Origin of the sequence: Streptomyces sp. NPDC046862, assembly GCF_040704615.1 — a bacterium.
Classification (GTDB): domain Bacteria; phylum Actinomycetota; class Actinomycetes; order Streptomycetales; family Streptomycetaceae; genus Streptomyces.
Genome location: NZ_JBEYXP010000004.1, coordinates 275,515 through 300,744, shown reverse-complemented (window position 1 = coordinate 300,744; position 25,230 = coordinate 275,515). Strand labels below are relative to the sequence as shown.

At 69.5% G+C, this 25,230-nt stretch carries 25 protein-coding genes and 2 pseudogenes; 17 read left to right on the top strand and 10 right to left on the bottom strand.

Features of this window, described 5'->3' with window-relative positions; all coding sequences use genetic code 11:
- Positions 1 to 30 precede the first annotated feature (30 nt).
- From AB0959_RS06580 to AB0959_RS06570, 3 genes are all read right to left on the bottom strand, one after another.
- On the bottom strand, positions 31 to 210 hold the full coding sequence (locus tag AB0959_RS06580; protein WP_131564309.1) for a hypothetical protein: 180 nt from the start codon (positions 208 to 210) through the stop codon (positions 31 to 33).
- 110 nt (positions 211 to 320) lie between these two features.
- Positions 321 to 1,079, bottom strand: a complete 759-nt coding sequence (locus AB0959_RS06575) for a glucose 1-dehydrogenase (RefSeq protein ID WP_366825170.1) — start codon at positions 1,077 to 1,079, stop codon at positions 321 to 323.
- A 166-nt stretch (positions 1,080 to 1,245) separates the two neighbouring features.
- Positions 1,246 to 1,512 (bottom strand): Atu4866 domain-containing protein, encoded by a 267-nt coding sequence (locus AB0959_RS06570; RefSeq protein ID WP_366825169.1) that lies wholly within the window; start codon positions 1,510 to 1,512, stop codon positions 1,246 to 1,248.
- A 140-nt stretch (positions 1,513 to 1,652) separates the two neighbouring features.
- Between AB0959_RS06570 and AB0959_RS06565 the strand changes: the two genes are divergently transcribed.
- Positions 1,653 to 2,501 carry a helix-turn-helix transcriptional regulator gene (locus AB0959_RS06565; protein WP_366825168.1) on the top strand — a complete coding sequence of 283 codons (849 nt, stop codon included), beginning with the start codon at positions 1,653 to 1,655 and terminating at the stop codon, positions 2,499 to 2,501.
- A 121-nt stretch (positions 2,502 to 2,622) separates the two neighbouring features.
- On the top strand, positions 2,623 to 3,489 hold the full coding sequence (locus AB0959_RS06560; protein ID WP_366825167.1) for a GNAT family N-acetyltransferase: 867 nt from the start codon (positions 2,623 to 2,625) through the stop codon (positions 3,487 to 3,489).
- Between the two features lie 149 nt (positions 3,490 to 3,638).
- Here AB0959_RS06560 and AB0959_RS06555 read toward each other — a convergent pair.
- Positions 3,639 to 3,767 (bottom strand): annotated as a pseudogene (locus tag AB0959_RS06555) (undecaprenyl-diphosphatase); the annotation flags it as partial.
- A 976-nt stretch (positions 3,768 to 4,743) separates the two neighbouring features.
- Positions 4,744 to 5,109: a hypothetical protein gene (locus AB0959_RS06550; RefSeq protein WP_366825166.1), complete on the bottom strand. Its 366-nt coding sequence runs from the start codon at positions 5,107 to 5,109 to the stop codon at positions 4,744 to 4,746.
- Positions 5,110 to 6,529: 1,420 nt separating this feature from the next.
- Between AB0959_RS06550 and AB0959_RS06545 the strand changes: the two genes are divergently transcribed.
- The 4 genes from AB0959_RS06545 to AB0959_RS06530 all read left to right on the top strand — a co-directional run bounded on the left by AB0959_RS06545 (position 6,530) and on the right by AB0959_RS06530 (position 10,681).
- Positions 6,530 to 7,450: a dioxygenase gene (locus AB0959_RS06545; RefSeq protein ID WP_366825165.1), complete on the top strand. Its 921-nt coding sequence runs from the start codon at positions 6,530 to 6,532 to the stop codon at positions 7,448 to 7,450.
- A 249-nt stretch (positions 7,451 to 7,699) separates the two neighbouring features.
- Positions 7,700 to 8,290, top strand: a complete 591-nt coding sequence (locus AB0959_RS06540) for a hypothetical protein (protein ID WP_366825164.1) — start codon at positions 7,700 to 7,702, stop codon at positions 8,288 to 8,290.
- A gap of 246 nt (positions 8,291 to 8,536) precedes the next feature.
- On the top strand, positions 8,537 to 9,685 hold the full coding sequence (locus AB0959_RS06535) for an amidohydrolase family protein (RefSeq protein ID WP_366825163.1): 1,149 nt from the start codon (positions 8,537 to 8,539) through the stop codon (positions 9,683 to 9,685).
- 27 nt (positions 9,686 to 9,712) lie between these two features.
- The gene (locus tag AB0959_RS06530; RefSeq protein ID WP_366825162.1) at positions 9,713 to 10,681 is read left to right on the top strand and encodes an NADP-dependent oxidoreductase; all 969 of its coding nucleotides are present in this window, start codon (positions 9,713 to 9,715) and stop codon (positions 10,679 to 10,681) included.
- 186 nt (positions 10,682 to 10,867) lie between these two features.
- Here AB0959_RS06530 and AB0959_RS06525 read toward each other — a convergent pair whose 3' ends face one another.
- Positions 10,868 to 11,593 (bottom strand): DUF6081 family protein, encoded by a 726-nt coding sequence (locus AB0959_RS06525; RefSeq protein ID WP_366825161.1) that lies wholly within the window; start codon positions 11,591 to 11,593, stop codon positions 10,868 to 10,870.
- Positions 11,594 to 11,654: 61 nt separating this feature from the next.
- Positions 11,655 to 12,350, bottom strand: a complete 696-nt coding sequence (locus AB0959_RS06520) for an SDR family NAD(P)-dependent oxidoreductase (protein WP_366825160.1) — start codon at positions 12,348 to 12,350, stop codon at positions 11,655 to 11,657.
- A gap of 102 nt (positions 12,351 to 12,452) precedes the next feature.
- Between AB0959_RS06520 and AB0959_RS06515 the strand changes: the two genes are divergently transcribed.
- Together AB0959_RS06515 and AB0959_RS06510 are read left to right on the top strand one after the other, a co-directional pair.
- Complete coding sequence (locus AB0959_RS06515; RefSeq protein ID WP_366825159.1) at positions 12,453 to 13,331, top strand: helix-turn-helix transcriptional regulator; 879 nt, start codon at positions 12,453 to 12,455, stop codon at positions 13,329 to 13,331.
- A 305-nt stretch (positions 13,332 to 13,636) separates the two neighbouring features.
- Complete coding sequence (locus tag AB0959_RS06510) at positions 13,637 to 14,113, top strand: tautomerase enzyme (RefSeq protein WP_366825158.1); 477 nt, start codon at positions 13,637 to 13,639, stop codon at positions 14,111 to 14,113.
- Between the two features lie 29 nt (positions 14,114 to 14,142).
- Here the strand turns inward: AB0959_RS06510 and AB0959_RS06505 are convergent, their stop codons facing one another.
- Entirely contained in the window at positions 14,143 to 14,727 is a 585-nt protein-coding gene (locus tag AB0959_RS06505) for a TetR/AcrR family transcriptional regulator (protein WP_366825157.1), read from the bottom strand.
- A 121-nt stretch (positions 14,728 to 14,848) separates the two neighbouring features.
- Between AB0959_RS06505 and AB0959_RS06500 the strand changes: the two genes are divergently transcribed.
- The 5 genes and pseudogenes from AB0959_RS06500 (at position 14,849) to AB0959_RS06480 (ending at position 17,685) form a co-directional block, all read left to right on the top strand.
- Positions 14,849 to 15,280 carry a tautomerase family protein gene (locus AB0959_RS06500; RefSeq protein WP_366825156.1) on the top strand — a complete coding sequence of 144 codons (432 nt, stop codon included), beginning with the start codon at positions 14,849 to 14,851 and terminating at the stop codon, positions 15,278 to 15,280.
- Positions 15,273 to 15,575 (top strand): annotated as a pseudogene (locus tag AB0959_RS06495) (alcohol dehydrogenase catalytic domain-containing protein); the annotation flags it as partial. The gene AB0959_RS06500 and the pseudogene AB0959_RS06495, both read left to right, overlap by 8 nt.
- Before the next feature lie 98 nt (positions 15,576 to 15,673).
- The gene (locus tag AB0959_RS06490) at positions 15,674 to 16,321 is read left to right on the top strand and encodes a PaaI family thioesterase (protein ID WP_366825155.1); all 648 of its coding nucleotides are present in this window, start codon (positions 15,674 to 15,676) and stop codon (positions 16,319 to 16,321) included.
- Between the two features lie 206 nt (positions 16,322 to 16,527).
- Positions 16,528 to 16,872 carry a helix-turn-helix domain-containing protein gene (locus AB0959_RS06485; protein ID WP_366825154.1) on the top strand — a complete coding sequence of 115 codons (345 nt, stop codon included), beginning with the start codon at positions 16,528 to 16,530 and terminating at the stop codon, positions 16,870 to 16,872.
- Between the two features lie 597 nt (positions 16,873 to 17,469).
- Entirely contained in the window at positions 17,470 to 17,685 is a 216-nt protein-coding gene (locus AB0959_RS06480) for a hypothetical protein (RefSeq protein WP_366825153.1), read from the top strand.
- Positions 17,686 to 17,853: 168 nt separating this feature from the next.
- On the opposite strand, the gene AB0959_RS06475 is transcribed toward AB0959_RS06480, so the two are convergent.
- Together AB0959_RS06475 and AB0959_RS06470 are read right to left on the bottom strand one after the other, a co-directional pair.
- Positions 17,854 to 18,342 carry a luciferase family protein gene (locus AB0959_RS06475; RefSeq protein ID WP_366825152.1) on the bottom strand — a complete coding sequence of 163 codons (489 nt, stop codon included), beginning with the start codon at positions 18,340 to 18,342 and terminating at the stop codon, positions 17,854 to 17,856.
- Between the two features lie 377 nt (positions 18,343 to 18,719).
- Positions 18,720 to 20,636: a GAF domain-containing protein gene (locus AB0959_RS06470; RefSeq protein WP_366825151.1), complete on the bottom strand. Its 1,917-nt coding sequence runs from the start codon at positions 20,634 to 20,636 to the stop codon at positions 18,720 to 18,722.
- Between the two features lie 281 nt (positions 20,637 to 20,917).
- Here AB0959_RS06470 and AB0959_RS06465 point away from each other — a divergent pair, with 281 nt between their 5' ends.
- The 4 genes from AB0959_RS06465 to mimD all read left to right on the top strand — a co-directional run bounded on the left by AB0959_RS06465 (position 20,918) and on the right by mimD (position 25,221).
- Complete coding sequence (locus tag AB0959_RS06465) at positions 20,918 to 22,561, top strand: methane monooxygenase (RefSeq protein ID WP_366825150.1); 1,644 nt, start codon at positions 20,918 to 20,920, stop codon at positions 22,559 to 22,561.
- A gap of 65 nt (positions 22,562 to 22,626) precedes the next feature.
- Positions 22,627 to 23,658 carry a 2Fe-2S iron-sulfur cluster binding domain-containing protein gene (locus tag AB0959_RS06460; RefSeq protein WP_366825149.1) on the top strand — a complete coding sequence of 344 codons (1,032 nt, stop codon included), beginning with the start codon at positions 22,627 to 22,629 and terminating at the stop codon, positions 23,656 to 23,658.
- Between the two features lie 82 nt (positions 23,659 to 23,740).
- On the top strand, positions 23,741 to 24,871 hold the full coding sequence (locus tag AB0959_RS06455; RefSeq protein WP_366825148.1) for an aromatic/alkene monooxygenase hydroxylase subunit beta: 1,131 nt from the start codon (positions 23,741 to 23,743) through the stop codon (positions 24,869 to 24,871).
- Positions 24,868 to 25,221 (top strand): propane 2-monooxygenase effector subunit MimD, encoded by a 354-nt coding sequence (mimD, locus tag AB0959_RS06450; protein ID WP_366825147.1) that lies wholly within the window; start codon positions 24,868 to 24,870, stop codon positions 25,219 to 25,221. Before AB0959_RS06455 ends, mimD begins: the two co-directional genes overlap by 4 nt.
- The last annotated feature ends 9 nt before the right edge of the window (positions 25,222 to 25,230 follow it).

Here is a 25,230-nt window from a genome sequence, read left to right as displayed (position 1 = left end):
CTGCCCCGATGCCCTGCTCAGCCGATGGCCTCATGCCGCCTCGATGATCTCTCCGCGTATCGCCGCCGCCCACTTGACGACCAGCAGTTCGTACTCGGCCCGCTCCTGCGCCGACAGTGAACCGCCCGCGCGCATCCACAGGGCTCGGATCTGCTCGTTTAAGTCGGCAGCGGACCGCACGGAACCAGGGGTCATGGAATCGGGGGACATGCCGAACAGAGTAGGGGCAAGGACTGACAGTGCGCTACCGCGCGGCTACTCGTGCGATATGTGGTTGGTCACGATGGGCAAGCCGTCGTGGACGGCGCACGGCCAGCCGGTCAGTGCGCGGTGAGCCCGCCGTCGACCACGAGCTCCGAGCCGGTGACGAACGAGGAGTCGTCGCAGGCGAGGAAGAGGATTGCGGGTGCGATCTCGTCGGCGCGGCCGGCCCTGCGCATGGGAGTGCGTCGGACGTCCGGCTGCCGGTCGCCCTGGTCGTCCAGGAGTTCCTGGATCATCGGAGTGGCGATCACCCCGGGATGCACCGAGTTGATCCGCACTCCCTGCCGTGCGTACTCGACCGCGGCGGTCTTGCTCAAGAGGCGCACCGCGCCCTTGGACGCCTGGTAGGCCGCGGCCGCGCCGCTTCCCACGAGCCCCAGCACGGACGACGTGTTGATCACCGACGCGTTGCCGCTCGCACGCAGCAGCGGCATCGCCGCCTTCATCCCCAGCCACGTGCCCTTCTGGTTCACGTCGATGACGCGGTCCCAGGCCTCCTCCCGCGTGTCCTCGACACCCGGCCAGTCCAGGATGCCGGCGACGTTCACGAGGACGTCCAGCGTTCCGAACCGGTCGCGTACGACGGCGATCACCTCGTCCCACTCCCGCGCCGAGGAGACGTCGAGGCGGACGGAGACGACCTCGGCTCCGCGTGCCTCGATCCGCTGGGCGAGGTCCCGCAGGGGCCCCTCGGCGACATCGGTGATCACCAGCCGGGCGCCCTCACGGGCGAAGAGTTCGGCGGTCGCCGTGCCGATGCCGCCCGTCGCGCCAGTGATCAGCGCGACCCTGCCGTCAAGTCGTTGTGCTGCCATCGGAATGGTCCTTGATTCTCGTTGAGGCCGACTGTCGTGCGGAGGTGTCACGTTCCGCCGCCGTCGGGCAGGTTGTGGTGAAACGTCCGTCGGCGGCCGAGCCGCGGGCCGTCGCCCCGTCGTTGCGACCGCCTCGTCCCGGTGACCCGGGGCCGGGCGGCCTTCGTCATGGCGACGTCAGCTCCCGGTACAGCACGAGGTGCTCGTGGTAGAGCACCCCGTCCCGGATCTCGCCCGTCGCGGTGAACCCGGAGTCGTCGACGTAGTCCAGGTGGCTGCCGGTCACCGTGTACCGGCCCGTGTACGCGCTGCGCCGCTCGCCACGGGCCTCGTCGTAGCGACCGTCCGCCAGGAGCTCCTGACGGATGTGACCGTCCGCGGTCACCCACATCCCGACCACGTCGACGTCGTCTCCTCCAACGGTCCCGGTCATGGCCCGTTCCTCTCCACGGTTGGTGCGGCTGTGCCCTGCTCCACCGAGTCTGGGCAGAGCAAAGGCCATTGACCAGGACGCGCTGTGCCTGGGTGCGCGGCACCCAGGCACCACATCGGGCAGCCGCCTAGCCTGAACACATGGACGACAACCACCTGGGGGACTTCCTGCGCGCACGCCGCGCCGGCCTGCTGCCGGAGGAGATAGGCATGGCAAGTTACGGGACCCGTAGAGTCCCCGGACTGCGTCGCGAGGAGGTCGCCGTCCTGGCCGGAGTGAACACCGACTACTACACCCGCCTGGAACAGGGACGCGAGCGCAACCCCTCACCCCAGGTACTCGACGCCCTCAGCCGCGCGCTGCGCCTCGACGCGGAGGCCCGCGCACACCTGTACCGGCTGGCCAGGACCACGCCGGGCGACGAGCCCTCCACCCGCCTGGCAGAACAGGTCAGCCCGGCGCTGCGCCAGTTGATGGACGGCTACCCGAACACCCCGGCGTTCGTCCTCAGCCGGACCCTGGACATCCTCGCCGCCAACGCCCTGGCCGATGCCCTCTACGCTCCGTTCGGCCCGGCGGACAACCTGGCCCGCATGACCTTCGTCGACCCGGCGGGTCGGCACTTCTACGCCGACTGGGACCGGGCGGCCCACGCCACCGTCGCCACCCTGCGCCAGGCAGCCGGTTTCGACCCGGACGACCCACGACTGCACGAACTGGTCCGCATCCTCACCGAGCACAGTGCGGACTTCGCCCGTTTCTGGAATGCCCACAGCGTGCGCGGCAAGACCCAGGACTCCAAGCACCTGGTCCACCCGGACGTCGGCCCCCTCACACTCACCTACCAGGCATTCGACGTACGCGACGCCCCTGGCCAGCAGCTCGTCATCTACCACGCCGAACCAGGCAGCCCCAGCGCCGAGGCGCTCGATCTCCTCGGTTCCCTCCACGCCACCCGCCGCCAGGCCGCTCCCCGGCACCACCGCTAGGCCACCACCAGGCCGTGCCTCTTTGATCACCGGCCGTCTCCCCGAGTTCCCGGAGCCGCACCACGCCGACCGGTCGGAAACCGGGTGCGGACCGTCGGTGCCGTGGGGTGTGATCGAGGGCATGGCGGTGACGATGGGCAAGCCGGGCGCCGACGGGCTGAGCGAGGCTGTGGGCGTGCTGCGGGAGTGGCAGAACGACGGGGCGCCGATGCAACTGCATCCGGGGGACCTGGGCTGGTTCTGGCGATCGGGCGCGGAAGCGACGGCCGCGGCGGTCAGGACGTGGAGTCGGGGCGGACGGATTCTCGCCGTCGGGCTGCTGGACGGCCCCGGGCTGTTGCGGCTGACGACCGCGCCGGATGCTCAGCGGGACGAGGAACTGGCGCAGCGGTTGGTTGAAGACGTGACCGAGCCGGAGCGCGGTGTGCTGCCCGAGGGGAAGGTGAGCATCGAGGCGCCGACGGACGCACTGGTCCAGGATCTGCTGTTCGAGGAGGGCTGGAACCCCGACGAGCCGTGGACGCCGCTGCGCCGCGACCTCACGGAACCGGTGAAGGATCCAGGCGTGCGGATCGAGGTGGTCGGGCCGGAGCAGGCGCACTTGTACGTCGCCGTGCACAGGGCAGCGTTCGACGGGTCGAGGTTCACCGACGAGCGCTGGCACGCGATGGCGGCCGGATTGCCGTACGCCGACGCCCGGTGCCTGGTCGCGTACGACGACCAGGACAACGCGGTGGCGGCGGTGACGGTGTGGTCGGCCGGTCCGGGCAGGCCCGGGTTGCTCGAACCGATGGGCGTGCACCGGGAACATCGCCGTCATGGCTACGGCGAGGCGATCACCGTCGCCGCGGCGGCCGCACTCCAGGAGTTGGGCTCGTCGAGCGCGGTCGTCTGCACCCCGAGCTCCAATGCCGGCGCCGTCGCCACCTACAAGGCAGCCGGCTTCCGGCAACGCCCCGAGGTCCGGGACCAGTACCGGGACGCCTAGTGCCTTGTCTCCTCGGTAGTCGGCGGCGTCGCGGGCGCGCGTCAGGGCCCGATCGCCCCGTGTCAGCGAGGCCTCCGTCCTCACCCCGCCCGCGCTTGCCCGCCGGGTGAGGCCGACTCTCGTGCCGGCCTCGATCTTGACGCTCGGCGTCAGCCCGACGACTCGGCCGCGTGCGGGCTCAGCGCACCCATGCTGACCAGCACAATGATGACTACCCCGAGGGCGATGCGGTACCAGACGAACGGCATGAAGCTCTTCGTGGAGATGAACTTCATGAACGAAACTATGTCGACGCGTCCTGAGCGGCTTTGACCTGCTGTTTTCCACCACTTTTCAAGATCGAATGGTAGAGCAGCGGGAGATGGCGCCTTCCAGTGCCCTCCCTCGCTGGCCGCGAAGCGCAGCCACCTGCTTTGCAGCAAATCGGCAATCTCCTGCTCCATGGCCACGCGTGAGGCCGACTGGGACGACAGCGGTGCCCCGGATGAGCTGATCGGCACGCGAAGAGCTGTGCCGCGGTGACCTGCATGCCCTGGCGGTCGCCGGAGGCGCTCCAGCGGTCACCGCACCCCAGCGGGCGCTGGCCGCGTTTCTGCGTCTGCCCGCCGGGTGATCCCCGCACCGGGGCACCGCTGCTTTGGCACTCGTGCCCGTACGGGGCGGTGTAGCCGGTGGTCGGGTGCACGGTCGCCCCAGGTTTTCGGTGCCGTCGGCTAGCGTGCGAGGTATGCGCTACTTCAATACGGCCGGGCCGTGCGTCCCCACGCGTCACTACATGGTGCCGGCCCAGGAGCGGCTGCCCAGGGCCCGCGGGTACATCGAGCAGGGCCAGTACTTCGTGGTGCACGCGCCACGGCAGACCGGGAAGACGAAGGTGCTGGCGGCGATGGCCCGGGAACTGACGGCCTCGGGCCGGTACGCGGCGCTGCACTTCTCGTGCGAGAGCGGGGAGGTGGCCGGGGAGGACTACGGCCAGGCCGAGCTGCTGGTGCTGGAGGCGATTCGGCGGTCCGCGGAGTCCGCTGGGCTTTCTGATGGGCTCGCGCTCCCGTGGCCGTGTTCCCGGAGCAGCACGGGTTCGGTGCGGGAGCCGAGATCTTCGGTGCCCAGTACGCGACGTGCCCGGCCACCCGGGTCACTGGTGGCTGGCCTGCGATGTGTCGAACTACGGCATCGCCTGCAGACACTGCAACAGCGTCGGAGCCCGCTACAACGGTGTCCGGGAAGGCCGCGCCAAGGGCAGCCAGTTCCCGGTCATAGGCGGTACCCGCGCCCGCGCAGGTCGAGGTTCCCGAGCGTGTCGTAGAGCCATTCCGGGACGGTGTCGGGCGTGAGGTGCAGGCGGAGGGCTGGGGGCAGGGGGATGCCTTCGACTCCGGAGAGGGTGCCGGTCAGGCTCTCGACGTACATGGTGATGTGGTCGCCATGCAGCGTGGACGTCGAGCCGGGAGCTCCGTCGATGTGCTGGATCTGCGGGCCGACGGGTACGGCCATCTTCAGGTCGCGGATCGTGACGGCCGCCGCGGAGAACTTGAGCACCCGCTTGGGCCCGGCGGCCGTGTCCACGGTCACCACGCCGCCGAAGACGAGATTGCGCAGTTCGAGGTGACTGCCCTTCATGTTCCAGGATTCGGCAGCGAATCGGCCGGCGCAATTGTCCTCGGGGGCCTTGAGGTCGCTGATGTCGCAGGTGCGGGCTCCTGAGCGGGTTGACTCCTTGGACGCTGGTGGGGGCAATGGGGCAATGGGGCGATGGTCCGGTGGCTTGCGGTGGGTGACGCGTGAGGCGTCGCCGGTGGCGGGGCGGATGGTTCCGTGGCCTTGGGCGTCGGAACGGCCAGGCTGGGCGAGGGGCTTGTGCCGGATGCCGGACCCTGCTGCCCGCTGTCGCCGCCCAAGAGGGAGCCGAGGAGGTCCGCGAGGCCAGTGGAGGCGGCACTCGCGCTCGGCGAAAGGGCCGGAGTGGGCGTCGGAGCCGGGACGGGCGTCGCCCCCTCGTCGGCCACGTGATCCAGCGGCTTGCCGGAAGCGTCTCCGGTGGGGGCGCCGGGCGCGCTGGGAGCAGTGAACGGAGTGGGCGCCGCGGCAGGGGATGCTGTGGCGTCGGGACGGGCACGGTCGACGCCGCCTCCGGCCCCTTCCTCGGGACCGGAATGAGCCACAGTGGCACTTGTGTCGACGGGGGACAGGTGCTGGCTCCCCAGGACCAGGGCGGTCGGCAGCGCGGTGAGTGCGAGTGCCTTCCCGAGCGGCAGGCGCAGTCGGGTCAGTGTGGACGTACGAGGGACGGCATGACGGCCCCTCGGAGACCGGACGAAGCGGGGTACCACGGCCTCGTCGCGGATTTCGGGTGACTGGTCAGCCATTGCCCAGCTCTCCCTCAGAGCCGACGATGCCGCCCGGTATGCCCTCGTCCATCGGGCCCCAGGCCAGGGCGAGCAGTCCGCCCGTCGCCGCGAACAGCGTGCCGACGAAGAATCCGCCGTGCGGGACGCGTCGGGCTGAACCCTCATTGCGGGGTGCAGGCTGTCGTGAACCGGCATGGGCGATTGAGTGAGAGCTTTGGGCCAGGGCGTGGTGCAACTGCGAGCGTCAGGTCGAGGCCTGTGCCGAACTGGCCCATGCGCTGTCGGCCGCACCCGGGCTGCGTATTCTGGAGACCAGCCGCCAGACGCTGGGAATGTATGACGAGCAGGTGTTTCCGGTCTCGCCACTGGCGCCGGATGAAGCTGTGAAACTGCTGTGGGACCGGGCTGCCGCTGTACGTCCTCAGTTCGAGATCACCGACAGAAACCGCCCTCAGGCCCTTCGGCCCTGCGTAGACCTGGACAGGCTGCCGTTGTGGCCATCGAGGTACGGCGTGGTCGTGTCCATCGTGGAGCTGGTTGCCTGGGCCACCGCCGCGGCCGGCCGACACGAGCTCGGCGCCTCATTGTTCACTGGATGAACACTGTCGTTGTGCAGGCCGAACGGCCTTCGGATACTTGCGTGGCAGTGTCGGCCGCGGGTCAGCAGCTGACCGTCACAAGGGGATGCCGACGTGATCATCCAGGACGAAGACCAGCTCACCGCGGCGGTGCTTGCCGAGACTGAGCGGGCCGGCGACCCGCGAGTCAAGGAGATCGTCCAGGCGCTGGTGCGCCACCTGCATGATTTCGCCCGTGAAGTGCGGTTGACGGAGAAGGAGTTCGACACTTCCATCAACATCTTGACCAGGCTCGGCCAGCTCACCACTCCCAGCCACAACGAGGTGAGGCTGATGGCGGGCTCGCTGGGCTTGTCGACGCTGGTTGCCCTGATGAACAACGGCACCGAGTCCAAGCCGACCTCGGCGAACCTCCTCGGCCCCTTCTGGCGCCAGGGCAGCCCGACGATGAACAACGGTGAGTCGATCGTCCGCTCGCCCACCGAGGGGCCGCCGCTGTTCTTCACCGGCCGGATCGTCGATACCGATGGGAAGCCGGTCGTCGGCGCGGAAGTCGACGTCTGGCACGCATCACCGGCCGGCCTTTATGAGAACCAGGACCCCGAGCAGGCCGAGTGGAATCTCCGCGGAAAGTTCTTCAGCGATGACGAAGGCGGGTTCGCCTTCCGCAGTATCAAGCCTTCCGGGTATCCGATACCGAACGGCGGGCCGGTGGGAGACCTCCTGGCCGCGCTCGAACGTCATCCGTTCCGGCCGGCGCATCTCCATGTGCTGATCCATAAACAGGGTTACAAGACGATCGCGTCCCAGCTCTACAGCCACGACGATCCCATCCTGGAGAGCGACGCGCAGTTCGGCGTCGTACAGAGCCTCATCGGCACGTACGTGCGCCACGAGAACGAGTCGGCGCCGGATGAGGACGTGGCTGAGCCCTGGTACAGCCTCGAGTTCACCTTCGTCGTCGAGCCCGGTGAGGCATGGCTGCCGACCCCACCTGTGTCGGCCAAGCGCGACAGCGAGCCCCACCACGCATGACGTGACCGTGTCGTCGTCCGGCAAGTGCACGCCCCTCTCCGACGGCCGCAACGCGACGGCACTCCGTCCGCCCCGAGAGGAACCCGGTGATCACCGAAGCAGAACGTCGCGCAGCCGCGGCCGCCCTGATGCAGGCCGACCGTGAGCGGAAACCGATTAGGGTGCGGCTCTTTCTCAGTGAGCTGGTGATGCTGTGCGCCGTTGCCGTGTGTGCGCGGAGGGCGGAACGTTGTGTCCTGGGACGTGGTCTTGGAGGCGGCGATGGTGTCGTGGCTGGAGGAGATCGAGCGGCGGGAGGCGGCTGCCCGGGCCGAGATCAGTGAACTTCGCTCGCGGATGGAGGAGTTGGGTGGTCGCGTTGCCGAGCGGGAGGCTGTGCTGTCCCGGCTGGAGATCACGCGGGAGACGATGACGGAGATCCTGTCCGGCGAGGGTGCGGTGTCCGTGGACTGGGCTGCGGAGGAAGACTTGCTGCCGGTGGACCGGAGCGGGGCGGGATCGCCGGTCGGGGTGCGGCTGGTGCCGCAGTGGGAGCCGGGGGTTGAGGCGGATGTGCTGCCGCGCTCGTACCGGGACGTCGTCGAGGTGTTGCAGGACGCGGTGCATCCGATGCGGGCGCATCATCTGTGCGCCGCGCTGGGGTTGGCGACGGACAAGAACAAGGTGGAGGGGTTCCGTTCGAAGCTGAAACGGCTGGTGGAGCGGGGCTGGCTGGCCGAGGACGAGCCGGGCCTGTTCGCGTGGGGTGGTGCGCGGAGGGCGGGCGCGGGTGCGCCGGAGCGGGAAGCCGCGACCGGCGAGCGGCGTCGCGCCGGTGTGGGGCCGGGCTCTCGTCCCTAGCGTCGATGGTGCCCACCAGATCGCCACTGTCCGAGGACGAGAGCCCGATGAACGCAGCGTATGAAACGGCCGCGGCGGCTGACCCCTTTGCCCGCGTGTTTTCTTCCCTCACTTTCCTGGCCACCCGCCTCTCCAGCCCCGAAGCACTCACCGCTACGCATGAACAGACTGAGGCCGACGTCGAAGCGGGTTCCCGGGAACTGGGGCGACTGCTCCTGCAGGCCCATCTCGAGTGGCGGGCCCGCCATGGGGGACCACCTGTCCGCCCTCGGTCCCAATGAGCGGGCTGCGCTCGCCGGCGGCCGGAGCAGGCTGGAGAAGGGCCACCGGCGGCAACTGGCCACCGTGCTGGGGCCGGTGACCGTGACCCGATGCGCCCTGCGCGGCGCGGGCATGACCAACCTCTACCCCGCCGACGCCATGCTGGGCCTGCCCCACGGGCGGCACAGTCTGGGACTGCGCCGCCTCGCGGTCCTCGAAGCGGCCCGCGGTTCCTACGACACCGCGCTGGAAGCGATCGACCGCAGCTGCGGGGGCCGGGTGGTGGGCAAACGCCAGGTGGAGGATCTGGTGCGGGCCGCGGCCGTGGACGTCGCCGCGTTCTATACGGCCCGCACTCCCCACCCGGCCCCGGCCGGGACGCTGATCGTGATCAGTGTCGACCAGAAGGGAATCGTGATGCGCCCGGGCCACCTGCGCGAGGCCACCGCGAAGGCCGCCGCCAGGGCCCGGCACACCTTCCGCACCCGGCTGTCGACCGGGGAGAAGTCCTGCCGCAAAAGGATGGCCACCCTCGCCGTCGTCCACGACGCCGAGCAGCCGGTCTTCGCCCTGCGCGAGGCCGGTCTGCTGCGCGAGAAGACCCTCTACGTCCACGCCAACGGGATCGGCGACGACGAGCTGAAGCTGATCGCCGACTCGGGTGCCACCGCCTCGGCCACGCCCGGCGACGAGGCCGGCCGCCTGCGGCGCGCCGGTATCACCACCGGCACCGGTGTCGACACCGTCGCCTTCGCCCCCGGCGACATGTTCTCCACGATGCGGGCAGCACACCTCGCCGGCCAGATCGCCGAAGACCCCTCGATGACCGCCAAGGACATCCTGCGGATGGCCACCCTGGACGGCGCCGCCGCGATGGGACTGGACGACCGCACCGGCTCACTGCGCCCCGGCAAGCAGGCCGACGTCATCATGATCCGCCTCGACGACCTCAACATGCTCACGGCCGAACGCGACCCCATCGCGGCCGTGGTCACGGAGGCACAGCCACACAACATCGACACGGTCCTCGTGGCAGGCAAGGTCGTCAAGGCCAGGGGCCGGCTCGTCCACGCCGATCTCCGGCGTACCGCCAAGGCCCTGCGCGCCACCGCGGCCGCGGTCACGGGCCGCTGACCACCCACAAGCCCAAGGAGCACGGTCATGCGCGCGCTGCATGTCCCCCAGGCCGGTGGGCAGCCCGTCCTCGGCGAACTGCCCATCCCGGAAGTGGCACGTGGGCACGTCCTGATCAAGGTCGAGGCGGCCGGGCTGAACCCGTTGGACAACGCCATCGCCGCCGGGCTGATGGCCAAGAGGTTCTGGCACGAGTACCCGCTGGTCCTCGGCCGTGACGCCGCCGGTGTCGTGCAGGCGGTCGGCGAGGGCGTCGACCACGTCGAACCAGGTCAGGAGGTGTTCGGCGATGTGATCCTGACGTCGCCGATCCAGGCCGGCACCCTCGCCGAGTACGCACTGCTGCCCGCCTCGACCGTCGCGGTCAAGCCGGCCGGGCTGGACTTCGCCACGGCCGCGGCGCTGCCCCTGGCCTCGGCCGCCGCCTCGGCCGCCGTCGACCACGTCGATCCGGAACCGGGCCAGACCGTGCTGGGCAACGGCGCAACCGGCGGAGTGGGCCGATACGCCGTCCAACTGCTCGCCGCCCGGGGCGTGCGCGTCGTGGCCACCGGCACCGCCGCCGACGCGGAACGGCTCGTCGCACTCGGGGCCAGGACCGTCGTGGACCACACCGCCGGCTCGATCGTGGAACGGGTTCGGGCCGCCCACCCCGACGGCGTGGACGCGCTGGTCAACCTCGTCGGGAACACCCCTGCCGACGTCCCCCTGGACGCGGTCCGCAAGGGCGGCAAGGTCGCCGCCACCGTCATGGCCCCCGACGCCGACACCCTCGACGCCGCCGGACTCACCGGAGGGATGGTCTACGCCCAGCCGGTCCGCGAGATCACCGAGCCGCTCGCCGAGCAGGCGGCCGCGGGCACCCTGGCCGTCGACGTCCACACCGTGCTGCCGCTGGAGCAGGCCGCCGACGGCCTGGCTGTCCTCGCCGCGGGCCAGGCCCGAGGAAAGATCGTCGTCCTGTTCGAGAGGCGCCCACCGAGCCGCCGCTCGTAACGGTGCCGCCGGAGTGCGGCGCCCGGCACCTTGGAGGTGGTGCAGGAGGTGGGGGCCGGCTGCCCGGTTTTGACGCAGAGCGGTGCACGCAACGCAACACTGTTGATCCTCGGGACTGTGACCACCGCAGCTCTGTATCGCGAGCGACTTGCCGGCCGGTGCGGTCGCCCGCCCTGGCGCTCGGTCTCAGTTGCGGACGCGGAGGTCCCGCCAGTAGGCGGTGAGTCCCTGTCCGCGCAGGGAAGTGCTGGCACCCTCCGTGACCTGGTGCACGGTGAAGATGCCCATGCCCATCTTGAGTGACGCAGGGAGCTCGGCGGCCAGCTCTTCGTGAACGGTCTTTCCGTCCATCTGCCACGTGATCCGTTTGACGGCCGTGTCGATGGTGATCTCGCAGTGGTGGAGCTGTCCGGGCGTCGCGGAAGGGCCGAACAGAGGGTCGCTCACCACGCGGGTGAAGGGTGAGGTCACCCCGGGGTACGCCAGGCGTTCGGTGATCGCGAACACGGTCTCGCCGCTCGTGCACAGGTCGTAGACCCAGCCGTTGACCGGATCGCAGAGCACGAAGGCCGCGAAGCCGTCTCGGTGGTCGTACGGGGTCGCGTTGATCGCCTCGGCTGCGATCGAGGCGGAAAAGCTGATCCTGCCGGCCTCGGGCAGGGCGAAGTCCTCGGTGGAGAGCACGAGGTACTTGCAGTTGTCGGCCATCTGGACGGGGTGGCTCTGGGTGAACTGGTCGATGACAACCCGTCGGCCACCACCACCGGTCGCGACCTTGGCTCCCGGCTCATCGGCGACGAACGTCGCGCCGTCCGGGAGCGGGAAGGTCAAGTGGAACCAGCGGGTCATGTCCAGGGTCGCGCCCTCGAAGTTGTCGTAGACGATCTCGTGTCCAAGGGTGGTGCTCGTCATGGGTGCGCCTTTCCTCTCGCGCTGACGGTCTGGCTGGGATGGAGGTCGAACCGGCCGGTCTTCACCAGGCCACCGCACCGTGACGGTCACGGAAGGTCCCGGTCGGTCCGTCCGCCCCGATGGTGGCGAGTTCGACGATCGCGTCGGTCCCCTCGGTCACTGTCTGCGGGCCGCGGTGACCGTTGAAGTCGGTCGCGGTGTAGCCCGGGTCGGCCGCGTTCACCTTCACATCCGGCCAGGACTTCGCGTACTGCGTGGTCAGCATGGTCACGGCAGCCTTCGACGCCGTGTAGATCGGCGCGAGGTTCCGGCCCTCGACGCGCCCGGGGTCGTGGGTGGCCGCGAACGACCCCATACCGCTGGACACATTGACGATGACCGGGTGCGCGGACTTGCGCAGCAGCGGCAGGAACGCGTGCGTCACCCGGACGATTCCCACGACGTTGATGCCGAACACCTCGCTGGCGTCGGCGGCCGTGAGCTGCTCGGCGGGAAGGTGCGGCCCGAAGACACCCGCGTTGTTGATCAGGACATCGATGCTCCCCTCGCGAGCCTCGATATCGGCGGCGGCCGCGGCGACCGATGCGTCGTCGGTCACGTCGATCTGGACGAAACGGGTACCGAGTGCGTCGGCTGCCGCCTGACCGCGCTCTGGATCACGAGCGCCGACGAGGACGGTGTGGCCGGCCTCGACCAATCGGCGGGCGGTCTCGTACCCGAGGGACTTGTTGGCTCCTGTGATGAATGTTGTTGTCATGCGTTCACTCTCGGCGGGTGGCGAGAGGAGAGCCAGTGCTCTCTCTGACGGTAGGACTGCCAGTACCAGGCAGAACGGCTGTCCGGCGGACACAATGGTCAGGTGGACGAGACCCTTGGCACGGCATTGCGCCGCTGGCGCGACCGGCTCTCTCCCATCGACATCGGGCGGACTTCGCGGCCCGGACGGCGTGCGGTGGGGTTGCGACGCGAGGAACTGGCCGAACTCGCGGGGCTGTCGGTCGACTATGTGGTGCGGCTGGAGCAGAGGCGCGCCACGAGCCCTTCGGCGCAGGTCGTCGCTAGCCTGGCCAGGGCACTGCAACTGGAACCCATGGAGCGTGATTGCGCCTACCGGCTGGCCGGCCTCCTCCCGCCACAGGAGGGGACGATCTCCACGCATGTGCCGCCGGGGGTCCAACGGATGCTGGCGCGCCTCGGGGAGTTCCCCGCGGGTGTGTTCAGTGCCGACTGGACCTTGCTGTCCTGGACTCCCGCATGGGCAGTGCTGCTGGGCGACCCCAGCGCACGGACACACGCCGAGCGGAACCTGGTGCGGGCGGTCTTCGCCGCAGGGCCCTCAGGGCTCGCGGCCTGGCCCGTGTTCCAGGAGGACGACGCCCTGAACCCCGCCCTCGTCGCCGATCTGCGCACGGCTCTCGTCGGCTACCCCCGCGACCGTGGCCTGATCGACCTTGTCGAGGAACTGCGCTCCACCAGTGCGGAGTTCGCCCGGCTGTGGGAGGAGGGCGCGGTCGGTCCGCACGTCTCGGCCCGCAAGACCGTCGTGCACCCCCAGGTCGGCGAGGTGACGTGCGACTGCGACGTGCTCACCGTCCCGGGCTGCGACGTGCGCCTCGTCGTCTACACGGTGGCCGCGGGCTCCGCCGATGCGGAGAAGCTGGAGTTCCTGCGGGTCACGAACGGCGTCGGCGCCGGCGGCTCCTCGCCATCGGGGCCCGGTCAGTTCTCCTCGCCGTAGCCATCGGGTCGCCGTAGCCGTCGGGTCGGCCGTATCTCGTGCAGCAGGCAGAGGTCCGCCGCACTCGTCATGCATCTCCGCCGCGGTCACCGTCGCGGGACCGTGATCGACCGGACAGCTTAGGCCATGGCCGGATTCCGCCGAGTGGCCGAGCGGCGACGCATCCCGCTGACCGACCCCCTGCCCCACCCGACCGCATGTGGCCGCACGGGCGGCGCGAACGCATGGACGATAAGCATCGATATGACAGGCGTTATGGAGGTGTGTAGTCTGCTGCTCTATAACGACTGTCATAGGAGGATGGCGTGACGATCATCACCGTGAAGGCTCCCAAGGGGCGCCTGAGTCTGGGCCAGCGCCGTGAACTGGCCGAGACCCTGACGGACGCGGTGCTGGTGCCCGAGGTGGGACAGCCCGCTCCGGCCGCCCGGGTCGGCTTCCAGGTGCACTTCGTCGAACGCGAGCGGGACATGATGGCCATCGGTGGACGGCTGCTGGCGGACGCCGGCCCGGAGCTCGACGTGATGGTGATCGACGTGGCGGTCATGGATGCCGCGTGGCAGCCGGACGTACGGGTCGAGGTCATCGAGCGCGTTCTGGCCGCGCTGGCGGCGGCCTGCGGGCTGGAGAAGCCGTCGCCGGCCTGGTGGGTCAACTTCCGGGTGATCGACGAGGGCAGTTGGGGCTCGTCCGGAGGTGTGCAGTCGATCCTGTCGCTGCTCGAGAGCGGGGTGTTCACGGAGGAGAGGGTCAGGGCCGTCCGTGCCGCGCTGGGCGTCTGAAGCCCGGGACTCCGCGAGCGTGGACCGGCTCAGCCCTTGATCGTGGCGAGGGTGAGTGACTGCAACTGCTCCGCGGTGTGGTCGAGGGGCTGGGTGCTGCGCTTGGCGCGGCACATGGTCACCGTTCCCTCGACGGCCGCGACGATGAGCGTCGCGAGCTGGGCCGCCTGCTCCGGCTCGGCGCCGTGCTCGCGCAAGGGGTCGGCGAGCAGGCCTTCCCAGGTGGTGAAGACGTCGGCGGCGGCCGCCAGGGCGGTGGGTGTCTCGTCGGTGGCGGGTTCCTCGATGGAGACGGCGAGGACGGGGCAGCCGGCCCGGAAGTCGCTGTCGATGACGATCTTGCGCCACAGGCCGAGGAAGGCCCGCAACCCTGGAACCGGCCCCGCCTCCAGCTCGTTGCGCAGTCCGCGCGCGACCCACTCGCCCGTGTAGCGGACGGCCTCGGTCGCCAACTGCTGCTTGCCCTCGGGGAAGTAGTGGTACGTCGAGCCCAGCGGCGCCCTGGCGTGCTTGGCCGTCTCCCGGATGCTCGTCGCGTTCAGGCCGCGCCGGCTGATCATGTCGGCCGCACCGGCCACGATCCGCTCACGCGCCGTCGGACTGGGCTTGGTCACGTACGAGGTCCCTTCCGGTCCCCTGGCTATAACAACCGTCATAGTCTAGCGTGACGGCCGTCTATAACGACTGTCATGGACGGATGCCGTCGACCTGTGGGGAACGAAGAAAGGTGTGTCTATGCCGATGATCCGGCTCACGGCCCCGGCCGGTGCCCTGACCGAACAAGGCCGCAGCAGTATTCAGCGGGACCTCGCCGCGGTGCTGCTGCGCTGGGAGGGCGCGCCCGACACGGCGTTCTTCCGCGCTCAGGCGTGGAGTTACCTGGTCGAACTGCCGGAAGGCGCGCAGAGCACGGCGGAGGACGACGCGCCGCGTTTCCTGGTGGAGGTCACCGTCCCGCAGGGGGCCCTGTCCGAGCGCCGCAAGGCGGGGTTGGTCGAGGAAGTGACGAAGACGGTCCTGTCCGCCGCCGGGCTCGCCCCCGACGACGCCCTGCGGGTGTGGGTGCTGGTGCACGAACAGCCCGAGGGCACCTGGGGCGCGGGCGGCTCCGTCATCCGTTACGCCGACCTGGTGGCTCTGGCGAAGGGGGAGCGGGGCGATGTGTGAACTGACCTCCGTCGCCAAGCGCACCGTCGAGTGGCGCGAGGCACCCGACCCCGAGCTCCGGTCCGACGGGGAGGCGATCGTGGCGCCGGTGGCCGCCACCCCGTGCGACGTGGACTCCGCGATCCTGGCCGGTCATGGCTTCATCGACCCGTCCTTCGCGCTCGGCCACGAGTGCGTGGCCAAGGTCGTCGAGACCGGCGACGTCGTCACCGCCGTGGCCCCTGTCGACCTGGTCGTCGTCCCCTGGTCCATCAACTGCGGCACCTGCGACCGCTGCCGGGCCGGGCTGACCGCGCGCCTTCGTGCGAGCCGATGACTGACCCCACGCGGACATCGACCCGCTCCACCGCACCGAGAAACCCGATGCACACCTCCCTCACCGACACCTCATCCGTGCGAGCGACAGACGAGGAACTGGAAGACCGGAAGGCGGCCATCACCCGCCTCGGCCACGAATTGCGCACCCTGGTCGAGGCCACCGTCCGCACCGCCGCCTCGCCGGACACTCTTCACCGGGTAGCCGACTCCGTCCGTCATGTCACCGGCCAGCTGACGGGGCGACGGCGTGCACGAGCGGAGATACCCGAGGTGGACGAATTCCCCACAGGGGCACGGATGTACAGCCCCGTCACCGGAGCCGGCAGCCCACTGGCCCCGCCCCTGCACATCACGCCCACCAGCGACGGCCTGCTGGGCCAGTGCACACTCGGCGTCGCCCACGAGGGCCCGCCCGGCTACGGCCACGGCGGCATGAGCGCCATGCTCCTGGACGAACTCATGGGCCGCGCCTGCACCGCGGTCGGCCTGCCCGGCATGACCGTCTCCCTCCAGATGCGCTACCACCGGCCCGTCCCGCTGGAAACACCGCTGCGACTCCTCGCCCGCGTCACCGGCACGGACAACCGAAAGGTGTTCGTGGACGGGTCGATCACCACCCAGACGGATCCCGCCACGAACCTGGTCACAGCCGACGGGGTTTTCGTCACACCCGACCTTCAGCGCACCCGCGCCCTGTTCCCCGGCCTGCAAGGAGAAGCCTGACGCGCAGCGTCGCGGCAGCGGGCAGGACGGGTCGGGTAGCCGCTGAGCAGGCAAACGGGCGGCGGCGAAGAGCTCCCGCAGCGCGGCGGCTATCAGCGGGATAGTTGCTTTCCCGGGTATACTGGTTTCCAGTGGATAGTGGCCTCCATCTGGGAGGGTTGGCTGTGCAGACAGACGAAGCGACCAGGAACTGTCCGATCGGTCCGGTGGTCGACCTGGTCTTCAGCCGGTGGTCCACGCCGATTCTGTGGGTCCTGCATCATCACGGGCGACTGCGTTTCAACCAGTTGCAGCGGCTCTTGGGGGATGTCACGCCCAAAGTCCTGACGACGCGACTGCGGCAGCTTGAACGGGACGGGCTGGTGATCCGCACTTATCACGCAGAGATCCCACCGCGCGTGGAGTACGAGATCAGCGAGCTGGGCAATAGCCTCAGGCCGGTGTTCCGCACGTTGGACGAGTGGGGTGCGACCCATCTGCCGGAAATTGCCATCGCGCGCGAGAAGTACGACAGGATCCAAGAAGAAGAGGCCGCCTGGGCGGAAGGCTGATCAGTCGGCTGACAAGTTCACGCGCGGTAGAAGCCGGGACGTCGGAGGCGCTGCCGGATTGCCGGACAGCCCCGTTGATCATGCGTGTTGATGCCTTGCCGGTGACGGTGTTGTGGTCGGCGGTGGCTGAAGTCGAGTGGCGCCGGTAGGAAAAATCGGACGCTCTGTGTCAGCTCCGGAACCGTGAAGCGCAGCCGGCCGATGCGATCGTCCTGGTCGGCGCCGGTGCGTGCTGTGGCCAGTAGGCCGCGCAGCGTCTCTTGAGTTCCCCACAGGCAGCAGGCCCCGGCCGATGGCCCCGGTGTCGATGAACGCGTTTCCGGCGGGCGCGGTGCGGTCGGACTGTGCGGGCTCCGGCCACGTGCCGACTTGCCCGGCAGGTGGGGGAGTCGACCGGTACAGGGCAGTCTGAGCGGTGCACGTGCACCGTGGGCCCATGATCCCTGCCGGTGCGTCGTATCCCCGGAGTTTGGAAAGTGGCCCTGTCTCCCTGTCGGGAGACGGTGGCTGGGGTGTCTCAGACTGAGACTCGTCCGTCGAGGTCTTCCGGCACGCTCGGGAAGACGTACAAGGCGGAGCCTGAGGAGTGGGGGCGGCATGGCGAAACAGTCGTGGGGGCACCGAGAACGGCTCCTGGCCCTGGGCGCGTTCGGGGGCCTGCTGACGGTGTGCGGTGCGGTGGCGACCGTGGCTGGTGCCCCGGACGGCCCCGGAATCGCGCTCACGGGCGGTGTACTCGGCTGCTGGGAGGCGTGCGGCCTGTGGCTGTGGAGCGCCTGGCTCTCAGGAGCGAGGAAGGGCCCACGAAGCTGACGGCGTTCACCTGCTGGGCTGGAGGCTGTCGGTGCCGCGTCTCTGCTGCGCACACATCGTGAGCTCATGTGACGCGGCGGCAACCACGGCGGACGCTGGGAAGATCTGTGCCGTCGGCGGCAGGGGCTTCAGGGAAAGCTGTGTGCCCACGAGCGGCTCATGAACCTGTCAGGCCGTAGCGGTCTCGGTGGTCGCCGCATGGCCGGTCGCGTACTGGTAGGAGGCGGCGATGACTTTCTTCGCCACCTCCAACTCGGCCTGGTCGCGGGGAGCGTAGAACATCACGACGTTGACGCCGCGGTCGTAGAACGGGTGTTTCTCGCCCCATCCGGAAGCCAGGAACGCGGCGTGGTCGGCCGGATCCAGGGACAGATGGAGGCTTCCGTCGGCGTGCAGATGCACGAACTCCGCGTTCCAGCGCGGCGGCATGAGGTGCACGTTCTCGTCCGTTGCGGCTTCCTTGAGGAACACCGCCCATGTGCTGGGAGGTGAGATCTCGCTGCGGCCCGTTACAACGCCGGGCAGAGCGGTGGCCATCCACTGCCGCAGGTCCTCCTTGACCTGGGGCGGGCCGGTCTGGGTGAGCTGCAGGTGCGGGATCTCGGGCCCTGTCACGGGCCGGTCGCCCTCACGTCGGGGGAGAACAGGGAGCGTCATGGCGGAGCCTCCTTCGCGTCGTCGGGACCGCGAGCCTGGGCGACAAAGCGTGGCCCGGTTCTCGGGCGGCCTGGCCGGTGTCGGCCGTTGCTGTCAACGCTCCCCACACTACGCACCCGGCGAGAGTGGTTACCTGATGGATAGTGGGTCCGGGACAGCCCACGGAAGACGACTGATCGCGGGGCTCGACGCGGCAGCCCGGGGTGCCGTACTCAGCTCCCGGGAGGCGTGCGGCCCGTGGCTGTGGAACGCCTGGCTCTTGGGAGCGGGGAAGGGCACGCGAAGCCGACGGCGTCCACCCACCGGGCCGGCGGCTGTCGGTGTCACGTCACCTCCCGGTGTCACGTCACCTCCCGGCCTCACGTCACCTCCCCGCGTCACCCCTTCTCCGGCCCCAGCCGGATCCCGTACGCCGTGATCTTGCGGTAGATCGTCGCCCGGGAGATGCCCAGCGCCTTCGCCGCCTTCGCCTTGTCTCCGCCGTGGTCGAGAAGGGACTGGACGATCAGGTCGCGTTCCGTGGACTCCCAGGCGGACAAGGGGTGTTGAGCCTGGGAGAGCAGGGACGGCGGGAGGTCGGACTCCTCGATCAAGGGGCCCGAACGGTGCGCCTCCGCGTAGCGCAGCGAGCCGTCGAGTTGGCGGACGTTCCCTGGCCAAGGCGCCCGGGAGAGGGCCCGCAACGCGCCGTTCGTGTACCGGACGTCTCCGCTGTCGCCACCATGGCGGGCCAGCAGGCCGGTCACGAGCGCGGGGATGTCGGCCGTACGGTGTCGCAGCGGCGGGACGGTGACCTCGGCCCCGAACCGCGCCCGCACCGCGGCGGCGGGATCCGCCTGCCGGGACGCGGCCACCCCGTCGGCGTCCGGTGGCGCTTCGGCGTCCGAGCCGGGCAGTCTGTGCCGGCCATGGGTGAGCAGCGCGGCCACCCAGCCGGAGCGCCCGGCCGTGGTGCGCAGCACCCCGTCGAGCTGCCCGAGCACGTGCGCAGGCAGCAGATCGAGATGCCGCAGCACGACCGTGCCGTGGTCCTCGGCGAGATCCTGGAAGACGGCCTGCAGCCATGGCGCCGCGCCGCCCCTCGCGTCCGCCGCATCATGTACGCCGATCGGCGCCGTGGGCGCCACATGCCGGTGCACGGCCCGGACCAGCGCCTGCTTGCCGGTGCCCGCCTCCCCCTCCACCAGCGTCCAGCGTCCCTGCTCGCAGTGGCGGATCAACTGGCTGACGACGCCACGGAACACGGGGCTCGACCCGCTGATGCCGGCCAGTCGCGGCGTACGGACCACGGGGCGCCGGGCGGTCTCGTCCTGCTCCGCGACCAGCCGTAGTTCGATCAGATACGCGGCCGGGTGTCCGCCGGGGGCGTCACCCTCCACCTGGCGGCCCCTCAGCTGCACGGTTCGCCCGTCGCTGAGGAGCATCCGCTGCTCGCGCAGCCCGGACGGTTCGGCGGCGAGTTCCCGCAGTCGCCGGTGGTCGGCCGGGCCGAGCATCTCCGTCGCGGCCGCGTCGGCGAGCAGCAAACCGTCGGTGAGCGTGACCAGTGCCCTGCGCGTACTCTGACGGGACGTCAAGAAAGCGCGCAACGCGGCTCGTTCGCGTTCCGAACCGATGTCGAGCAGCCGCTCTTCGATGTCGGCGGCGGCTTCCTGGACCAGCGCCACCATGAGCGGCGAGGCGGTGTGCTGCCAGGACGTCAGATCGATCAGGCCGAGCACCCGGCCACTGACCGGATTGCGGATGGGCGCCGCGGCGCACGACACCCGCTGCAGCCGTTCGGAGAAGTGTTCCGAGCCGAAGACGTGCGCCGTACGGCCGTCCTCGGCCGCGGTGCCGATGCCGTTCGTGCCGACGTATTCCTCGGCGTAGCTGAAGCCGGGTGCGAGGCTGATGTCGTCGAGATGCCGGTGCAGCGCCCGGTCGCCGGTCCTGCGCTCACGCACCCGTCCCTTGGAGTCCGTCAGGATGAGGCACATCGGGGTGCCCTGGAGCACGTCGGAGAGCCGGTCGAGGACCGGGCGGGCGGCCGTGGCGAGCCGGGAGTGCGGGTCGAAGTCGGCGTTGTAGGGAGCCTGGATGCGGTCGGCGTCCACGCCGAAGAAGCGTGAGCGCTGCCAGGAGTCGAGAATGGGCGGGCGCACCGCGGAGGGCGAGACGTCCCCGCCCTCCAGGAACCGGGCCCGCTCGCGGACGGGGTTGAGGCGCGGGACGGGGCGGTCCAGGCCGAGCGGGGAGACGGTGCGCGACCGCCCCGTCGTCGCCACGGGTTCCACGGATTCCACAGGTTCCATCGGCTCTGTGCCTTCTGCCGTGCGATGACTCTCGCGGTTCCGGTATGTCCGGCACGTTAAGTCCGGGAGTCCGGTGGTGGCCATACCCGGGATGTGACGCCCGTCTCAACTTGAGACGAGCGGCTGCCGCACGCGCCCCCACGATGTGTGAGGCCCCGGTTGCGGACGGCAGTGCGCCGCCACGAGCGCCGGGCCGAACGAGGTCCCTCCCCCCATGTCCCGGCTGTGCCGGAGCCCGGGGGAGCCCCATCGCTGCCGAGTCAGCCGGAGGAGTATCACCCGTGAGCCGACAGAGCCTGAGCAAGGCGCACAAGAAGATCACCGAGTTGTCGTGGGATCCGACGTTCGCGACGCCGGCCACCCGCTTCGCAACGGACTACCGTTTCGACAAGGCCCCCAAGAAGGACCCGCTCAAGCAGGTCCTGCGCTCCTACTTCCCGATGGAGGAGGAGAAGGACAACCGGGTCTACGGCGCGATGGACGGCGCGATCCGCGGCAACATGTTCCGCCAGGTCCAGGAGCGCTGGATGGAGTGGCAGAAGCTGTTCCTGTCCATCATCCCCTTCCCCGAGATCAGCGCGGCCCGCGCGATGCCGATGGCGATCGGCGCGGTGCCCAACCCGGAGCTGCACAACGGGCTCGCGGTGCAGATGATCGACGAGGTACGTCACTCGACGATCCAGATGAACCTCAAGCGCCTCTACATGAACCACTACATCGACCCCGCCGGGTTCGACATCTCCGAGAAGGCGTTCGCCAACTGCTACGCGGGCACCATCGGCCGGCAGTTCGGTGAGGGGTTCATCACCGGTGACGCGATCACCGCCGCCAACGTCTACCTGACGCTGGTGGCGGAGACGGCCTTCACCAACACCCTGTTCGTGGCGATGCCCGCAGAGGCCGCCGCCAACGGCGACTACCTGCTGCCCACCGTGTTCCACTCGGTGCAGTCGGACGAGTCCCGGCACATCTCCAACGGCTACTCGATCCTGCTGATGGCGCTGGCCGACGAGGACAACCGGCAGCTCCTGGAGCGCGACCTGCGCTACGCCTGGTGGAACAACCACTGCGTGGTGGACGCGGCCATCGGCACGTTCATCGAGTACGGCAGCAAGGACCGCCGCCAGGACCGCGACAGCTACGCCGAGATGTGGCGCCGCTGGATCTACGACGACTACTACCGGTCGTACCTGATCCCGCTGGAGAAGTACGGCCTGAAGATCCCGCACGACCTCGTCGAGCAGGCGTGGGACCGGATCTGGAACCAGGGCTACGTCCACAAGGTCGCCCAGTTCTTCGCCACTGGCTGGCCGGTGAACTTCTGGCGCATCGACGGGATGACCGACGACGACTTCGAGTGGTTCGAGTCCAAGTACCCGGGCTGGTACGCGGAGTACGGCGCCTGGTGGGAGGCGTACAACCGGATGCGGCACCCCGGTGCCAACAAGCCGATCACCTTCGAGGACGTCGGCTACCAGTACCCGCACCGCTGCTGGTCCTGCATGGTGCCCTGCCTGATCCGCCAGGACATGGTGGTCGACAAGGTGGACGGCCAGTGGCGCACGTACTGCTCGGAGACCTGTGCGTGGACCGACACCACCGCGTTCCGGCCCGAGTACGAGGGCCGCCCCACCCCGTCGATGGGACGCCTCACCGGCAAGCGCGAGTGGGAGAGCTGCTATCACGGGCAGGACCTCGCCGACATCGTTCAGGACCTCGGCTATGTCCGTGACGACGGCAAGACCCTGATCCCGCAGCCGCACCTCGACCTCGACGACCCGAAGAAGCTCTGGACGCTCGACGACATCCGCGGCAACACGCTCCTGAGCCCCAACGTGACGCTCAACGAGATGTCCGACGAGGAGCGCGAGGCGCACGTCGCGGACTACCGCAGCCGCAGCAACATCACACCGTCGGCGCTCTGACCGATCCGAACGCAGGGGCGGCGACGCAACCGTCGCGGGGTCGCCGCCCCGGAAGGCTGGTCCTTGTGGGCGACAAGCACCGCATCCGATTCGAACCGGTCGGCATCGAGATCGAGGCCGACGAGGACGAGACCGTACTGGACGCCGCGTTCCGTCAGGGCGTCAACCTCATGCACGGCTGCAAGGAGGGCCAGTGCTCGTCCTGCAAGTCCTTCCTGCTCGACGGCGATCAGCAGATGGAGCGCTACTCCACCTTCGCGCTCGCCGACTACGAGAGCGACGAGGGATACGTCCTGCTGTGCCGTGTGCACGCCTACGGCGATCTCAGCGTCGAACTCATCAACTACGACGAGGAGATGCTCCTCTCCGGCATCCCGCCGCGTGAGGCCCGTACGACCGTCGCCGCGGTACAGCCGCTCACCCACGACATCGTCCGGCTCGGCCTGATGATCGACCCCGCCGACGAACTGCCGTACCGCACTGGGCAGTACGTGGACATCAAGGTGCCCGGCACCGACCAGTGGCGGTCGTTCTCCATGGCGGGCCTGCCCGCCGAAGGGCCCGGCGGCCAACTGGAGTTCATCATCAAGCGCTATCCCGGCGGACTGTTCTCCGGGCTGCTCGACGGCGGCATCACCTCTGGAGACACGCTGACGGTGAAGGGTCCCTACGGCACCTGCGTGATGCGGGACGCACCGGACCGGGACCTGATCCTGCTCGCGGGCGGGGCCGGCATGGCGCCGATCCTGGCCCAGCTGCGCGGCCTGGCCGCCACCGGCAGCGCCCGGCGCACCCGGTTCTACTACGGGGCCCGCACCCGGCAGGACCTGTTCGCGCTCGACGAGATCACCGAACTCGGTCGCGCCCTCGGCGACTTCGCCTTCGTACCGGCCCTGTCCGAGGACGGAGCGGGCGCGTACGAGCAAGGGCTGATCACCGAGGTCGTCGACCGGCACGAGGGTGACCTGTCGCGGGCGGACGCCTACCTGTGCGGCCCACCGCCGATGTGCGACGCCGCGTTCGAGCTGCTCACCGGCAAGGGCATGCCCGAGGAGCGGATCTTCCTGGACAAGTTCACGACGTCCACCGACGCCTGACCCGCGCACACGCCCGACCTGCGCGCACACACCTGATCCGCGCAAACACCCGACCTCCTGACCCACGCGAGGAGCCGTACGCATGACCACTCAAGCCGACAAGCCGGCCAAGGCCGAACGCAGCTTCCCCAAGCCGCAGTTCACCGACGCCGAGGCGGGAGCCCTCGTCTTCCCCAGCTCCACCAGCCGCACTTTCTCCTACTACAAGCCCCAGAAGATGCGGGCCAGCATGTACGAGGACGTCACCTTCGACGTCCAGCCCGACCCCGAGCGCCACCTGCTGCAGGGCTGGATCTACGGCTTCGCCAACGGCTCCTCGGGCTACCCGCAGGACTGGACCGCCCTGAAGTCCTCGGACTGGCACCGTTTCCTCGACCCCAACGAGGAGTGGGAGCAGACGATCTACCGCAACAACGCCAACGTCGTGCGGCAGGTCCAGCAGAACCTGGCCAACGCCCGCAAGGCCGAGGCCTACGGGCAGTGGAGCCGCTCCTGGACCACCTTCGTCGAGCGGCATGTCGGCGCGTGGATGCACGCGGAACAGGGCCTGGGCATGCATGTGTTCGTCGCGATCCAGCGCTCCGCGCCCACCAACATGATCAACAACGCGCTCGCGGTGAACAGCGTCCACAAACTCCGCTTCGCCCAGGACCTCGCGCTGTACAACCTCGACATCGAGGAGCAGCTCGACGGCTTCAACGGCTCCGCCCACCGGGACGTGTGGCAGACGGACCCCGCCTGGCAGGGAGTGCGGGAGAACACCGAACGGCTCACCGCCGTCCAGGACTGGGCCGAGGCCCTGTTCGCCACGAACCTCGTCTTCGAGCCCCTCGTCGGCGAGCTGTTCCGCAGCCACCTCGTGCTGCAGATCGCCGCCCGCAACGGTGACTACACCACCCCGACCGTGATGGGCGCCGGCGAGAACGACTACGACCGCGACCTGCGCTACACCCGGGCCCTGTTCACCCTCCTGCTCGGCGACGCCGCCCACGGCACCGGCAACAAGCAGGTCGTCCAGGAATGGCTGGAGCGCTGGACGCCGGTGAGCCTCGACGCCGCACGGCGGCTGCAGCCGCTGTGGTCGCAGCCCGCCGAGAAGCCCGCCTGCTTCGAGGACGGTCTCGACCGCGCCAAGGAGCGCTTCGCCCGCCTCATCGAGGACCTGGGCCTCGAGGCACCCGCCGACAGCACGAGTGAGAGGACCGCCAAGTGACCACCGCCCCAAAGCCGTTCAGCGCCGACCGCACCTCGTCGAACATGTGCGGCGTGACGCTGATGAACAACCAGAACGGCCACGTCGTCGCCGATGTGATGCGCGCCAAGGAGAACGTCACCGTCACCGACTTCCCGTCGATGATCCGCGTCGACGGCGAGCGGGTGCTCACCTTCGACTTCGACGAGATCTCGGGCGCCCTCGGCTTCGACTTCGACCAGGCCGACTTCGAGGAGATCATGTCCACCCACTACGGGCGCATGGTCCACCTCGACGACCGCACGGTGCTCTTCGCCAACCCCGAGGACGCCGCCGAGTACATCGACTTCGACCTCAGGCCGGTCGACTGATTCCCGTCA

Excerpts from the sequence above, each read along its gene's own strand:
- AB0959_RS06520 (WP_366825160.1), bottom strand. The coding sequence starts at position 12,350 with ATGACAACAACATTCATCACAGGAGCCAACAAGTCCCTCGGGTACGAG.
- AB0959_RS06535 (WP_366825163.1), top strand. The coding sequence starts at position 8,537 with ATGGGGGACCACCTGTCCGCCCTCGGTCCCAATGAGCGGGCTGCGCTC.
- AB0959_RS06565 (WP_366825168.1), top strand. The coding sequence starts at position 1,653 with ATGGACGACAACCACCTGGGGGACTTCCTGCGCGCACGCCGCGCCGGC.
- AB0959_RS06575 (WP_366825170.1), bottom strand. The coding sequence starts at position 1,079 with ATGGCAGCACAACGACTTGACGGCAGGGTCGCGCTGATCACTGGCGCG.
- AB0959_RS06500 (WP_366825156.1), top strand. The coding sequence starts at position 14,849 with ATGCCGATGATCCGGCTCACGGCCCCGGCCGGTGCCCTGACCGAACAA.
- AB0959_RS06480 (WP_366825153.1), top strand. The coding sequence starts at position 17,470 with ATGGCGAAACAGTCGTGGGGGCACCGAGAACGGCTCCTGGCCCTGGGC.
- AB0959_RS06530 (WP_366825162.1), top strand. The coding sequence starts at position 9,713 with ATGCGCGCGCTGCATGTCCCCCAGGCCGGTGGGCAGCCCGTCCTCGGC.
- AB0959_RS06550 (WP_366825166.1), bottom strand. The coding sequence starts at position 5,109 with ATGAAGGGCAGTCACCTCGAACTGCGCAATCTCGTCTTCGGCGGCGTG.
- AB0959_RS06580 (WP_131564309.1), bottom strand. The coding sequence starts at position 210 with ATGTCCCCCGATTCCATGACCCCTGGTTCCGTGCGGTCCGCTGCCGAC.
- AB0959_RS06455 (WP_366825148.1), top strand. The coding sequence starts at position 23,741 with ATGACCACTCAAGCCGACAAGCCGGCCAAGGCCGAACGCAGCTTCCCC.
- AB0959_RS06470 (WP_366825151.1), bottom strand. The coding sequence starts at position 20,636 with ATGGAACCTGTGGAATCCGTGGAACCCGTGGCGACGACGGGGCGGTCG.
- AB0959_RS06560 (WP_366825167.1), top strand. The coding sequence starts at position 2,623 with ATGGCGGTGACGATGGGCAAGCCGGGCGCCGACGGGCTGAGCGAGGCT.
- AB0959_RS06475 (WP_366825152.1), bottom strand. The coding sequence starts at position 18,342 with ATGACGCTCCCTGTTCTCCCCCGACGTGAGGGCGACCGGCCCGTGACA.
- AB0959_RS06525 (WP_366825161.1), bottom strand. The coding sequence starts at position 11,593 with ATGACGAGCACCACCCTTGGACACGAGATCGTCTACGACAACTTCGAG.
- AB0959_RS06570 (WP_366825169.1), bottom strand. The coding sequence starts at position 1,512 with ATGACCGGGACCGTTGGAGGAGACGACGTCGACGTGGTCGGGATGTGG.